A 13,244-nucleotide genomic window follows, 5' to 3' on the forward strand; every position below is an offset into this window, starting at 1 on the left:
GGGCCCGGGCTCCCGCGGTAGCCTGCTCGGATGCTCGATGATTCCCCCGACGTCGACGCGCATCGAGGCGTGCCCGGTGTGTTGCTGCGGGCCGTCCAGTTGCTGCGCTGTTTCGACGCCGACACCGACACGCTGACCGCGAGGCAGCTCGTCGAGCGTTCTGAGCTGCCGCGCTCGACCGTCCACCGCATGACGGCCGATCTCGTGAATCTGGGTCTGCTGACACGATCGGGGAACGGGCGCTACGCGATCGGCTCGCTCGTGTGGGAGCTCGGGCACGTCTCGCACATCCACCTCCGCTTGCGGCAGGCCGCCCAGGTGCATTTGACGCGCCTCTACGACGCCTGTGGCGAGAACGTGTTCCTCACGGTCATGTCGACCGATGCGCCCGAGCTGGCCGAGGCGCTCACCGTCGGCCAGTTGCGCGGCCCGCGTTCGGTGCCTGTCGACGAACGCGAGGGCAAGCGCTCTCCGCTCTCCTCGACCTCCCTCGGCCACGCGCTTGTCTCGGTGCAGTCGGACGAATGGCTCGAGCGGTATATCGCCCGCGCGACCCGCGGGATCGGCGCCGGCCGCGACGAGTCGGCGGCCGACCTGCGCCGCCAGATCGCCGCCGCGCGCAACCTCGGCCATGCGACCATGCTCGACGACGAGCGCGCCGCCGTCGCGGTGCCGATCCCTTCGGGCGACGCCTTCCCCGATTCGTCGATGGGCATCGTCGCGGCCCGCGAACGATGGGACGAGCACCGGCTCGTTCCCCTGCTGAAGATGACGGCCCTCGCGATCGCGAAGGACCTCGCGCGTCCCCTCTCCCGGTGAGCTGGTGATGCCCCGACATTCGGGCACGCGCCCGTCCGGCGCATCCACCGTGCCGGCCCGCGCCGTCTGCGCAGGCGGCTGACCACACCGCGATACCCACCTGGTCGCCACGCGAACGGTGGTTGACCGCATCCGCACGCGCACCGGGATGGTACCGACGGCGCGGAGGCCGGTGACTAGCTTGGCCTGCGACGGACCCCAGCCGCGGCAACTTCGGAACGAAGCCGAAGTGCCGCGGCGCCGCCGCCGAGCCGAAGACGATCGTCAGGCCCCTGACCTGCCGGCTCAGCGCGCGCCGCGAGTCCGTCGTCGACGCACGCCGCAGATGACGTGCGCTGAGAGAACGGACCATTCAATGACCGAGAACACTGTCGTTCCGACGCCGGGCCGCTGGCGCACGAGGTTCCTCCCGCTTGTCGCCCTGCCCGCCCTCCTCGTGCTCTCCGCCTGCGGCGGCGGCGGCACCTCGAGCGCCGGCGGCGGCGCGAATGCCGATGCGCCCACCCTCGAGGGTCAGTGCGGCGACGTGCCGCAGCTTGCCCCGAACGACCCCGATGGGCTCATCGACGGCCTGTCCGACGACATCAAGACCGCGTTCAACGGGTGGCCCGACCTCGTCGAGGCCAGCGCGTGGTCCGACCTCGAATCGAAGGTCGCGGAAGGCCCCATCACTGTCGGCTACCTGCAGCAGGACAGCGGCAGCCCCGTCGCCGCGGCACTCGCGGCCGAGCTGAACGCGAAGTTCGCCGAGTCGCAGGCCGAGGGCGAGGTCGATGCGCTCATCGTCGAGACGCCCGGCGGCACGGGCGGCGAGGTCACCGCCGCCGATCAGGTGCGCGCCTTCGAGCAGCTCGTCAACAAGGGGGCCGACATCATCATCGCCCAGCCCCTCTCGGGTGAGGCGCTCGTGGGCGCCGTCAATTCGGCGGGCGAACAGGGTATCCCGACCGTCACCTTCACCGGCTACGTCGCCTCGCCGTACGCCATCAACATCACCCCGAACGCTTTCGACGGCGTCGCGCAGGCCGTCGCAAAGGGCGCCGAGATGATCGGCGAATCGGGCAACGCGGTCATCGTGCAGGGCACCGAGGGCATGTCGGTGAGCGTCGCCTCGGTCGAGGCCGCCGAGCAGACCCTCTCGCTGTGCGAGGACATCGACATCGTCGGCACTCCCGCCGGGAACTTCAACGATCCCGGCGCGAAGTCCGCCATGGTCAGCTTCCTCGCCTCGCACCCCGAGCAGATCGACCTCGTTTACCAGGTCGCCTCGATGGGTGCCGGCGTGTTCGCCGGCTTCGAGGACGCCGGCCGTGACGACATGCCCCTCATCGTCGACAACCTGCCGACCGCCGCCTCGCTCGCATGGTGGGACCAGAAGCGCGACGAGGGCTACGAGGGCCTCGCCGTCGTGGGGACCGGCGCCCAGTTCGCCGACGCACTGTGGGAGGTCGCGCTGCGCACGATGAAGGGCGAGCAGCCTGCCGTCAACCAGATCGCGCTGCAGGTGCAGTTCATCACGGAGGAGAACGTGGACGAGTACATCGTTCCCGGCGAGACCACGACGAGCAGCGCCGAGACACAGACCGTCGGCACCCTGTTGCCCGACGAGTACCTCGACGGCTACTTCGCCAACTCGGGGCAGTAGGCATGGCGACCGTCACGACACCGGCCGGCAGGTCCACAGCATCCGGCACCGGCGGCAGCGAGGACGACGGGGTGGTGCTGCGCGTCGAGGGCCTTGGAAAACGCTTCGGCCCGACCGTCGCGCTCCGCGACGCATCGATCGAGATCCGCGCCGGCGAGATCCACGCCCTCGTGGGCGAGAACGGCTCCGGCAAGTCGACGCTCGTGAAGATCCTCAGCGGGGTGCACACGCCGAACGAGGGCGCGATCACGATCGGCGGCGAGACGCACCAGCGCTTCGCCACGCCGCGCGTATCGCAGTCGGCCGGTATCGTGACGGTCTTCCAGGAGGTGCTGAGCGTCGGCTCGCGCACCGTGCTCGAGAACCTCTGGCTCGGGTCGGACGGTCTCTTCACCGCCAAGGTGCCGCGCAGCGAGAAGATCGACCGTGCCTCAGAGGTGCTCGCCGAACTGCTCGAGACGCCGCCCGCGCTCGACGCCCTGGTCGAAGACCTCTCGCTCAGCGACCGCCAGGTGTGCAGCATCGCTCGCGCTCTGCTCCGGAACCCGCGCATCCTAATCCTCGACGAGGCCACCTCCGCCCTCGACTTCGACAGCCGCACGAGGCTGTTCAACACGGTGCGGCGGATTCGGAGGGAAGGCGTCGGCATCGTGCTCATCACGCATCGCATGGACGAAATCGAAGAGATCGGCGACCGCATCACGGTGCTGCGATCGGGCGTCACCGTCGGCACAGTCGACGGCGACGACTGGACGACGCAACAGCTCGTCGAGCTCATGACGGGCGCCGGCCAGCTCGCGCCCACCTCGTCCCATGCCGAGCAACGGGAGCGGGCGGTTGACGCACCCGTCCTACTGCGCATCGACGGCGTCGTGCTGGCACCCGGCCGCGCCCCGATCGACCTCGAGATCCAGGCCGGCGAACTCGTCGGTCTGGCGGGGCTCGAGGGGCAGGGCCAGGACGCCTTCATCAAGGCGCTCGCGGGGTTCCCGGCTGCCTCCGGGCGCGTCGTGCGCGTCGACGGTGAGCGCGAGACCGTCATCTCGAGCCACGACGCCGCCCACGCGCAGCGCATCGCCTACGTGCCGCGCGAGCGGCGCGGCGAGTCGCTCTTCGAGTGGATGTCGATTCTCGACAACTTCGTCGTCCCAACCATCGGCAGGGATGCTCCGGGCGGCTTCATCCGCCCCGAGCGCACGGCGAAGCGGTTCGCGCACTACATCGACGCGCTGCGCATCAAGCTCGGCCGCACGTCCGACGCGATATCGACGCTCAGCGGCGGCAACCAGCAGAAGGTGATCATCGCACGCTGGCTCGCGACCGAGCCGCGCGTGCTGCTCCTGAACGATCCCACCCGGGGCATCGACATCAACGCGAAACGGGACCTGTACCGCCTGCTCGCCGAGCTGACCGCCGAGGGCCTCGCCGTGGTCATGCTCTCGACCGAGGTCGACGAGCACATCGAGCTCATGGATCGGGTGCTCGTGTTCAGCGAGTTCGAGTGCTCGAGCGAACTGCACCGCGATGAGCTCACGCGCGAGGCCCTCGTGTCGAGCTTCTTCCGAAAGGAGGCCGACCATGACGCGGCTGAATAATGCGAGCGCTCCAGCAGCATCCGCCACGGCCGTGCTCGCGGCCCCATCGCCCGCGTCCCTGCCGCCCGCGACCCGTCTGCGCGCGTGGCTTCGCCGCTATCCGGCGGCGTTCGCGATCGCGCTCGCCGTGGTGATGCTCGCGATCAGCTTCATCATGCAGCCGAACTTGAGCCCCATATCGCAGCTCGCTTCGTTCGCGCCGCTCGCGCTCGCCGCGATGGCGACCGCCGCATCCGTCATCGGCGGCGGCATCGACCTCTCCATCAGCGCGCAAATGACGCTCACGTCGATCCTCTTCGTCGGCTACCTCACACCGGCGGGCCTCGGCGGCTACGAGGCGATCGTGATTCTCGCCGTGCTCGGCGGCATCGTCGGCGGCCTCAACGGGGTCATCGTCGTGCTGCTTCGGCTGCCGGCGATCGTGGTGACCCTCGCGACGATGTTCATCATCACCGGCATCAACCTGCGCCTCGCCCCGCGACCGGTCATCCTCTTCGATGGCTGGGCCATGGACCTCGCGTCGTCGGTGTGGATCATTCCCGGTGGCCTGCTGACGATCGGCCTGCCGCTCCTACTGTGGCTGCTGCTCATGCGCACCGCGTTCGGCCGGAACCTCTACGCCGTCGGAGGCAGTGACGCCACGTCCTTCTCGGCCGGGATCAATGTGCCGATCATGCGCATCCTGTCGTACGTGGTCGGCGGCATCATCGCGTCGATCGGCGGCCTCGCCCTCACGGCGCTCGTGAGCTCCGTCGACGCGAGCGCGTCGAGCTCATACATCATCGGCGCCATCACGGCGATTGCGCTCGGCGGCATCACGCTCGCGGGCGGTCGCGGCGGCATGATCGGGGCCATCGCCGGTGCCGCCGTCATCTACCTCGTGCAGAACATGCTCACCATCTTCGGCGTCTCGCAGGTGTGGCTGAATCTCGTCTTCGGTGCCCTGCTGCTCTTCGCCGTCATCAGCAGCGCCATCATCAGCGCGCCCGTGAAGGAGAAGCAGGCATGACGACCACGGCATCCGCCCCCGGTACCTCGCCCGGAATCGAGACGGGCACCGCCCCGACCGCACCAGGCGACCGCGACGGCCTGCTCTCGCGGCTCGGTCGGCTGCAGTCGAGGTTCCCCGTCGCACAGCTGTTCATCACGATCGCCGCCTTCGTGTTCGGGGCCGCCACGCTCAACGGCTTCGCGTCGCCGAACAGCGTCAAGACCGTCCTGATCCTCTCGGCGCTCGTCGCGCTCGCGGGGCTCGGGCAGACGCTCGTGATCCTGGTCGGCGGCATCGACATGTCGGTCGCCAACTTCCTCGTGGTCGGCGCCGTCGTCGTGACCCAGCTCACGGTGACGTTCAACATGCCGTTCGGCGTCGCGGTGCTCGTGCTCATCCCCACGACCCTCATCCTCGGCGGACTCGTCGGGTGGGTCTGCCACCGGTTCGAGGTCGAGCCCCTCGTCGTCACCCTCGCGATGGGCACGTTCGCGCTCGGGCTCGTGCAGGTGCAGACCGAGGGGATGATCGCGGGCGGCGCCCCCGAGTGGCTCATGGCGCTGACCTCGCTGCAGTCGACGACCTTCGGCCTGCCGATCCCGCCAATCCTCGTGATCTGGGCACTCGCGATCGTCGTGATGGCCGTGTTCATCCACCGAACGACCGCCGGCCGGCGGCTGCTCGTGACGGGCGCCAACGCCCGCGCCGCCCAGTACTCGCTCGTAAAGGTGCGACGCATCTGGGTCGTCGTCTTCGCGCTCAGCGCCATGCTCGCGGCGCTCGCGGGCATCGCGCTCGCGGCCTTCTCCGGCACGGTCAATACGTCGATCGGCGGCCCGTATCTCTTTCAGAGCCTCGCGGCCGTCATCATCGGAGGCACGGCGCTCGGCGGTCCAGGCGACTACACGCGAACTGTCATCGGCGCCGTCATGCTCACCGTCATCACGACCGTCCTCATCGGCCACGGGCTCGGGGAGGGCGACCAGCAGATCCTCTCGGGCCTCATCATCCTCGTCGCGATGGTCATCTACGGCAGGGGACGAAAGCTCAGCGACCGCGTCTAGGCGCCGCGTCGAAGACCCGGGCGGCGCAACGAACGCGCCGCTGCTCCAACACGAAAGGAATCACCATGCCCAGCATCGACCCCATCGAGAACTGGCAGGTCTCGCACCTCGCCGCAATGACGCCGGAGGCGCTCCTCGAGCTCTTCGGCGAGCTCCAGCCCCCCGAGCCCGGCGAACTCGTCGGCGAGTACGCCGGTGTCGACTACCTGGGCCGCACGGAGGCGTCGTTCGCCGCGGCGCTCGGGCGCGTGCTGGGCGGCGGCGGCTGGTTCTGGCTCGGCAAGGCGTTCCCCGGCACCGAAGGCGATGGAGCATCCGGCTACAACCGCGTCGTCAACGACGACCGCGAGGTGGCTCGCCGCGACCGCTACGGCATCGCCTTCGGCGACTCACCCTTCGACGGCAAGCCGTCGCTGCTGCTGAAGTACAGCGACTTCGACAACGCCGCGGGTTCGATCGGGTTCCTCGACGAGGTCCGCAAGGTCAACGACCGTCTGTTCCTCTGCACCGGCCGCGCCGACGAGGGCAAGGGCGAGGTCGGCTTCTTCTTCCTCGTGGGTCCGGCGACACCGTTCGTCGGCGTCGACGACCCGAACAGCGAGTTGCTCGTCGGGAGCCCGGCGTAATGCGCGCCGCCGTCGTCAGTACCCCGGGTGGCGGCTTCCACCTCGAGGACGTCGAACTCGCCGCTCCCGCTGGGCGGGAGATCGTCGTCGAGGTCAAGGCCAGCGGCCTGTGCCACAGCGACATCTCTGTCGCCGAGGCGGGCATGGGGTTTCCCATGCCCGTGCTGCTCGGTCATGAGGTCGCCGGCATCGTGGCCGAGGTCGGGCCGGATGCTCACACCGTCAAGGTCGGTGACCGCATCGTCGTCTGCATGGTGTCTGGATGCGCGTCGTGCGTACAGTGCCGCAGCGGGAAGCCGTATCGGTGCCTGCAGGCCGAACCGCTGGAGCGCGGCGTCGATGACGCTCCCCGCGTCGCACGCGACGGCGAGGCGATCTCGCAGTTCATGGGCGTCGGGGGCTTCGCCGAGCGGGTGCTCATCCACGAGAGCCTCGCGGTGCCGATCGGCGAGGACATCCCGTTCGACGTGGCGTGCCTCCTCGGCTGCGGCGTCGTGACCGGGGCGGGAGCCGCCATCAACACGGCCGGCATCAGGCCGGGCGACACGGTCGCGGTGATCGGCTGCGGCGGCGTCGGCCTCAACACCATCCAGGGCGCGAGACTCGCGGGGGCGACCCGCGTGATCGCCGTCGACCTGCAGCCGGCCAAGCTCGAGATGGCGCGCAGCTTCGGCGCGACAGACGTCGTGGCCGCAGGCGAGGGCGACCCCGTCGAGGCCGTGCGCGCGCTGACCGGCGGGGGCGTCGACTACTCCTTCGAGGTCATCGGCCTGCAGCCCACCGCCGAGCAGGCGGTTCGCATGCTGAAGGTCGGCGGCACGGCACTCCTCATCGGGGTGCAGAAACCCGGGACCGTGCTCGACCTCGACATCTTCGCGGACGTCATCCTGCCGCAGCGCCACATCCTCGGTGTCTCGATGGGGTCGACGAACCCGCTCGTCGACATTCCCATGTACGCCGACCTGTACCGGCAGGGTCGGTTCGAGCTCGACGCGCTGGTGTCGGAGCGTATCTCGCTCGACGAGATCGGCGACGCTTACGCGCGCCTCGCGGGCGGGTCGGTCGCGCGCGCGGTCGTCACCTCGTTCTGAGCGCGGAGGAGTGATCGTGGCGGGTCTTTCGGGCGCGGGAGCGGTTCCCGCCGTCTCGGGGATCGTTGCGCAGCCGCGGGGTCGGTCTCACGGGATGGGATTCGCGCGAGCGGAGGCTATTCGGGGCGCCTACCTTCTTCATGACCGCTTTCGCAGGCAATGTTGCGAAGCCGAGAGTGGAGAAACCGAGGACACAGTGTGCGTGCATGAGATCGGCTCGACGCCGATAAGGGAATACGAGTTCGGGAGCCTCGAAGAATACAATCGGGTGATGGCGGACGCATTCGTCCCGCTCGTCGTATTCTCGCGGCAACCAACATTCCGTTGCCGTTTTCGAGCCGCCGGCCACGCCGATGTGTGGTGTTTCGACATCGCCGCGTCCGATCATGTCGTGCAGCGCACCGACGCGCACATCCAGGCCTCGCCCACCGGCGAGTACTACAAGGTCTGTGTCATGCTCCACGGCATCTGCACCGTGCTGCAGGACGGTCGCGAAGCCGTGCTGCGCGGCGGCGACCTCGCCGTCTGCGACACGACGCGCCCGTACACGCTCGTCATGTCCGAGGGTGCGCGCACCGCCGTGCTCATGTTCCCGCGTGCGCTCGTCACGATCCCGCCTTCGACCGCCAGTGAGGTGACGGCGACGCGCTTCGGCGGCGACCACGGTGTGGCTCCAATCGTCTCGGCGTTCCTGGCGTCGCTCGTCGACAACCTCGAGAGCTTCACCGGGGCTGCCGGGCATCGGCTGGGGCAGCACGTCGTCGACCTCGTCGCGACGATGCTGTTCGACGGCCTCGAGCTCGATGAGCCCGCTGCCAGGCGCAGCCCGCTCATGGCGCGGGTCTGCGAGTTCATCGACGAGCGGTTGCACGATCCCGAGCTCTCGCTCGGCACCATCGCCGCCGCCCACTTCGTGTCGACGAGGCATTTGCAGGCGCTGTTTCAGCGGGAGCGGACCACGGTCACGGCGTGGATCCGGGAACGGCGCCTTGAAATGTGCCGGCGGGACCTCGGCGACCCATATCTCGCGGGCGAATCGGTGGCATCCATCGCGACGAAATGGGGATTCGTCGAGCCGTCGCATTTCAGCCGTGCATTCAAGGCGCAGTACGGCCGGAGCCCGCGGGCGTTCCGCGATCAGCTCGAGGCCGCGGCCTAGACACGATTCGCGCCGCAGCATCTTTGTCGTGCTGCCCGCATTCTCGATTCGAACAACGATCGGGCCACGTATGCCCGAAGAAGAGGACGAACCCATGGTGAAAGCGCTGCTGCTCGAAGAAGTCGGCGGACCGTTCCACGTCGCCGAGATCCAGGTGGACGACCCGATCGGCCGCGAAGTGCTCGTCGACGTCAAGGCGAGCGGTCTGTGCCAGAGCGACCGCACCGCGAGCGACCTCGGAGGATTCCCGCTGCCGGCGATCCTCGGCCACGAGGTCTCGGGCGTCGTCGCGGCCGTCGGGCCCGACACATCCGGCTTCTCGGTCGGCGATCACGTCGTCGCCTCCCTGCAATCCCACTGCGGCTCGTGCGGGCCGTGCCTGCGGGATGACATCAACATGTGCGAGCGCCCCGAATTCGTCCGCAGGGCCGAGGGTGAGGCACCGCGCGTCACCCGCGACGGGGCACCCGTCACGCCGGTCGTCGAGCTCGGCGGCTTCGCCGAGCGCATGCTCGTGCACGAGAACAACCTTGTGCGCATCGAACAGCCCATCGACCACGAGATCGCATGCATTCTCGGCTGCGGCATCCTCGCGGGCGCCGGCGCCGTGCTCAACGCGTCCAAGGTGCCTGAAGGCGCGACCGTCGCGGTGTTCGGCTGCGGCGGGCTGGGGCTCGCCGCCGTGCAGGCCGCGGTCATCGCCGGTGCGAGCCGCATCGTCGCCGTCGACGTCACGACCGACAAGCTCGCTTCGGCCGTCGAGCTCGGGGCGACCGACACCGTGAACTCGGCCGAGACCGACCCGGTCGCCGCGATCCGGGACCTCCTCGGCGGCGCCGATTACGTATTCGACTTCGTCGGCCGCCCCGAGGTCACCAAGCAGGCCTACGAATCGGTCGGGCGCGCCGGTGAGCTCGGAATCGTCGGTCTCACGAAGCCGGGCGCGACCCTCGAGATCGGAATCGATGCGCCGGCCGTGTGGAATCAGGTGCGAATTCGGCCGATCTTCAACGGTTCGGCGAACTTCCTGCGCGACATTCCGTACTTCGTCGATCTCTACCGGCAGGGCCGATTCCGGCTCGACAAATTCGTCTCGCGCACGATCCGGCTCGACGAGGTCAACGACGCCTACGCGACGATGCGCGACCACACGGGCCGCACCGTCGTCACGTTCCCCTAGGGGCAGCGGAGGCCGGGCGGAGCGCGGCCAGGCCTTCGTACGCCCGGCTGTCGGCGACCCGTGTGGCGTGCCGGCGCGCCGGGCGGCGGCAACTAAGCTCGCCGCGACGAAAGGGGCCGCTCGTGGGCAAGAAGCGTGACAAGGCCGCGCCGACCGACGGTGCGGTGGCGACCAGGACGTCGATGCGAAAAGCCGCTCGCGACGCGGCGCGCGAGGCCATCGCCGCCGAGAGTCGGGCGATCATCGACCTCGTCGAGGCGCAGGCGCTCGAGGCCGCAGCGGCGGCCGGCGGAGACGCAGACGCGAAGGCGCCGGGGAAGGGCAAGGGCGGAACGGACGATTCGCCCGAGAAGCCCGCCAAGGCGAAAGGGAAGGCCGGCAAGAAGGGCAAGGGCCGGAAGAAGGACAAGGACACGAAAGACGCGGCGTCGGAGGCGGACAGTGAGCATCCGGCCGCGACGAGCGGCCGTGCCGATGCGGCGCACGATCACGATCGCGTCGACGATGACGACGGCACCGTCGACTTCCGCCGGCTGACGACCGAGATCGAGGGGCTCGTGCGGCTGGTGGAGCGCCACCGACCCGAGGTCCGCCGTGCGGTGTTCGACTCGTACGTGACGGCCGTCATCGAGTTCGGCGCAACGGCGAAGGACCTCGGCCTCATCGATGTGCACGACCGGATGCTCGGGGCCGAAGACGTCGACGCAGACGGAGGCGAGAGTGGCGCGGAGGCGGGCGACGGCGACCTCGTCCGCGACATCGTCACCGGCCCTCGCAGGCGCTCGTTCGAGACCCCGGCCGCAGCCGCATCGCGAGGGCCAGTGCGCGAGGCGGACGGCCTCGACCGCTCGGCCGCGGCACCGAAGCGGGCGCGTGCGAGCGTGCACCGCGGGCGCTCCGGGGTGTCCCCGGTGCACGCCGTCGCCGATTCGTCCTCGGCGGACGGCCCGACGGCGGACGGCCCGTCGGCGGATGTCCCCGCTGCCGACGACGCGCGCCGGGACGCCGGGGCGCCGTCGAGCATCCGTCGCCGTCGCGGTCGCACCACTGGCGCGCCCACCCTTGGCGACCTCGCGGCGGCAGATCCGCCCCGCAACAACGACCAGCGCAACCTCGTCATCGTGCAGTCGCACGAGCTCGCGGGAACGTCCGCGACGCTCGACGCCGTCCGGGCGGACTACGAGCGCATGGGGTGGCGAGTGCCGGCCAACCTGCGGGCATCGCTGCGACAGTCGATCCGCAAGGGGCTGCTGCTGCTCGGCGACGACGGCGACTCGTACCGGCCGGCGTGAGGGCGGAGGCGGTCGCCGACCACCATCGCCTTACGTGGAGGACGGCTCGGGCGCGCTCGTCGCCTTGGGATCGGCCTGCAGGGCGTCGCGCACCTTCTTGCGCAGCACCTTGCCGATGAGCGACTTCGGCAGCGCGTCCCACACGAGATAGGCGCGGGGGACCTTGTACTCGGCGAGGTGCTCTCGGGCGTGTTCGCGAGCCGTCCGCTCGTCGAACGTGGCGCCGTCGTCGAGCACGATCACCGCCGTGACGACCTCGGCCCCGCCGCCGCGCTTGATGCCGACGACCGCGACCTCGGCGACGCCGGGAACCTCGGCGACGACCCGCTCGACCTCGCTCGGCGAGACGTTGAGCCCGCCGGTGATGATGAGTTCCTTCTTCCGGTCGACCACCGTCACGAAGCCGTCCTCGTCCTGCTGCACGAGGTCGCCCGTACGCAACCAGCCGCCCGCAAGCAGGGTCTGCGCGGTCTCGTCGGGACGGTTCCAATACCCCGAGAAGACCTGCGGCCCGCGGATCAACAGCTCGCCCGTCTCGCCAAGCTCGACGTCACGGTCGGGCTCGTTCGAGTCGACGACCCTGATGTCGGTCGAGGGGAACGGAATGCCGATCGTGCCGGTCTTCCGCTGGGGCGTGAACGGGTTGCCGAGCGCGACGGGGCTGCACTCGGTGAGGCCGAAGCCCTCGACGAGTCGGCCTCCCGCGACGGTCTCCCACCGGTCGACGACGGCGTCGTTCAGCGTCATCGCGCCCGAGATGGCGTACGTCACGGTCGTGAGATCGAGCCGCCCGTCGCGTGCGACGCGCGCGAGGCGGTCGTACATGGGCGGGACCGCAGGAATGAACGTCGCCGGATGCCGTTTGGCGGCATCCACCACGAGGTCCGGGTCGAAGGTTGGGAAGAGCACGGTACGGGCCCCGACCGAGAGCGAGTAGATGACGCTGAGCAGCACGCCGAAGGCGTGAAACATCGGCAGCACGCCGTAGATCGTCTCTTCGCCGCGACGGAAGTCGGGCATCCACGCGGCGCCCTGTCGCGCGTTCGACCACAGGTTGCGGTGCGTGATCATGGCGCCCTTCGGGGTGCCCGTCGTGCCGGATGTGTACTGCAGGCAGGCGATGTCGTCGGCGTCGGGGCCGGGCGTGCGCTCGTCGAGGGTGCCGGCGGTAAGCAGTGAGCGGAAGGGGGTCGTGCCCGGTGCCTCGGCCGAGAGCTTGGCCCGCGACTCGCGCGCCTTCTCGATGGGCAGTCGCAGCGCGAGTCGCAGCTTGAGCGGCATCGCGGTGGTGACATCGACCGAGATCACTTCGCGGATGCCGACCTCGCTGGCGATGGACTGCACGGTCGGGGCGGCCTTGTCCCAGGCGATGACGACCTCGGCGCGGTGGTCCTGGAACTGCGCGCGCAGCTCGTCACGCGTGTAGAGCGGGTTGTGCTCGACGACGATGGCACCGAGGCGGAGCACCGCGTAGAAGGCGATGACATGCTGCGGGGCGTTCGGCATGACGAGGGCGACACGGTCGCCCTTCCGGATGCCGCGCGCGCGAAGCCCGGCCGCGGCGCGCATGACCTGCTCCCGCAGTTTCCCGTACGACGTCACGGCGCCGAAGAACACGAGCGCGTCACGAGCGCGGTACGCCGCGGCCGCCTCATCGAGCAGGTCGGCGAGCGAGCCGTTCGGGACGTCGATGTCCTTCGGGGTGCCGGGGGCGTAGAACCGATTCCAGGCGCGCGACTCGTTCAGTTGCATGCGCAGCAGTCTACGGGCGCGGTGGTGTGG

The 13,244-nt window shown here is 69.6% G+C and carries 11 protein-coding genes; 10 read left to right on the plus strand and 1 reads right to left on the minus strand.

Annotated elements, in window-relative coordinates:
• The first annotated feature begins 30 nt into the window (after window positions 1-30).
• The 10 genes from F8O04_RS13025 (at window position 31) to F8O04_RS13070 (ending at window position 11,462) form a co-directional block, all read left to right on the plus strand.
• Window positions 31-819, plus strand: a complete 789-nt coding sequence (locus F8O04_RS13025) for an IclR family transcriptional regulator (protein ID WP_158029837.1) — start codon at window positions 31-33, stop codon at window positions 817-819.
• 355 nt (window positions 820-1,174) lie between these two features.
• Window positions 1,175-2,464: a substrate-binding domain-containing protein gene (locus F8O04_RS13030; RefSeq protein ID WP_158029838.1), complete on the plus strand. Its 1,290-nt coding sequence runs from the start codon at window positions 1,175-1,177 to the stop codon at window positions 2,462-2,464.
• Window positions 2,465-2,466: 2 nt separating this feature from the next.
• Window positions 2,467-4,059: a sugar ABC transporter ATP-binding protein gene (locus F8O04_RS13035; protein ID WP_188726512.1), complete on the plus strand. Its 1,593-nt coding sequence runs from the start codon at window positions 2,467-2,469 to the stop codon at window positions 4,057-4,059.
• Entirely contained in the window at window positions 4,043-5,068 is a 1,026-nt protein-coding gene (locus tag F8O04_RS13040; protein WP_188726511.1) for an ABC transporter permease, read from the plus strand. The genes F8O04_RS13035 and F8O04_RS13040 overlap by 17 nt, the downstream gene beginning before the upstream one ends.
• Entirely contained in the window at window positions 5,065-6,114 is a 1,050-nt protein-coding gene (locus F8O04_RS13045; protein ID WP_158029841.1) for an ABC transporter permease, read from the plus strand. The genes F8O04_RS13040 and F8O04_RS13045 overlap by 4 nt, the downstream gene beginning before the upstream one ends.
• 65 nt (window positions 6,115-6,179) lie before the next feature.
• Complete coding sequence (locus tag F8O04_RS13050; protein WP_158029842.1) at window positions 6,180-6,740, plus strand: hypothetical protein; 561 nt, start codon at window positions 6,180-6,182, stop codon at window positions 6,738-6,740.
• Window positions 6,740-7,831 (plus strand): zinc-binding dehydrogenase, encoded by a 1,092-nt coding sequence (locus F8O04_RS13055; protein WP_158029843.1) that lies wholly within the window; start codon window positions 6,740-6,742, stop codon window positions 7,829-7,831. Before F8O04_RS13050 ends, F8O04_RS13055 begins: the two co-directional genes overlap by 1 nt.
• A 271-nt stretch (window positions 7,832-8,102) precedes the next feature.
• Complete coding sequence (locus tag F8O04_RS13060; protein WP_188726510.1) at window positions 8,103-8,990, plus strand: AraC-like ligand-binding domain-containing protein; 888 nt, start codon at window positions 8,103-8,105, stop codon at window positions 8,988-8,990.
• A gap of 70 nt (window positions 8,991-9,060) precedes the next feature.
• Complete coding sequence (locus F8O04_RS13065; RefSeq protein WP_158029845.1) at window positions 9,061-10,170, plus strand: zinc-binding dehydrogenase; 1,110 nt, start codon at window positions 9,061-9,063, stop codon at window positions 10,168-10,170.
• Between the two features lie 122 nt (window positions 10,171-10,292).
• On the plus strand, window positions 10,293-11,462 hold the full coding sequence (locus tag F8O04_RS13070; protein ID WP_158029846.1) for a hypothetical protein: 1,170 nt from the start codon (window positions 10,293-10,295) through the stop codon (window positions 11,460-11,462).
• Between the two features lie 30 nt (window positions 11,463-11,492).
• Here the strand turns inward: F8O04_RS13070 and F8O04_RS13075 are convergent, their stop codons facing one another.
• A complete protein-coding gene (locus F8O04_RS13075; protein WP_158029847.1) occupies window positions 11,493-13,214 on the minus strand; it encodes a long-chain-fatty-acid--CoA ligase in 1,722 nt (573 codons plus the stop codon).
• Window positions 13,215-13,244: the final 30 nt, after the last annotated feature.

It is taken from the genome of Pseudoclavibacter endophyticus (assembly GCF_008831085.1).
In the GTDB taxonomy this organism is placed as follows: domain Bacteria; phylum Actinomycetota; class Actinomycetes; order Actinomycetales; family Microbacteriaceae; genus Pseudoclavibacter; species Pseudoclavibacter endophyticus.

Coding starts and splice junctions, on each gene's coding strand:
- F8O04_RS13050 (WP_158029842.1), top strand. CDS start 6,180: ATGCCCAGCATCGACCCCATCGAGAACTGGCAGGTCTCGCACCTCGCC.
- F8O04_RS13060 (WP_188726510.1), top strand. CDS start 8,103: ATGGCGGACGCATTCGTCCCGCTCGTCGTATTCTCGCGGCAACCAACA.
- F8O04_RS13055 (WP_158029843.1), top strand. CDS start 6,740: ATGCGCGCCGCCGTCGTCAGTACCCCGGGTGGCGGCTTCCACCTCGAG.
- F8O04_RS13040 (WP_188726511.1), top strand. CDS start 4,043: ATGACGCGGCTGAATAATGCGAGCGCTCCAGCAGCATCCGCCACGGCC.
- F8O04_RS13030 (WP_158029838.1), top strand. CDS start 1,175: ATGACCGAGAACACTGTCGTTCCGACGCCGGGCCGCTGGCGCACGAGG.
- F8O04_RS13065 (WP_158029845.1), top strand. CDS start 9,061: ATGCCCGAAGAAGAGGACGAACCCATGGTGAAAGCGCTGCTGCTCGAA.
- F8O04_RS13035 (WP_188726512.1), top strand. CDS start 2,467: ATGGCGACCGTCACGACACCGGCCGGCAGGTCCACAGCATCCGGCACC.
- F8O04_RS13045 (WP_158029841.1), top strand. CDS start 5,065: ATGACGACCACGGCATCCGCCCCCGGTACCTCGCCCGGAATCGAGACG.
- F8O04_RS13025 (WP_158029837.1), top strand. CDS start 31: ATGCTCGATGATTCCCCCGACGTCGACGCGCATCGAGGCGTGCCCGGT.
- F8O04_RS13075 (WP_158029847.1), bottom strand. CDS start 13,214: ATGCAACTGAACGAGTCGCGCGCCTGGAATCGGTTCTACGCCCCCGGC.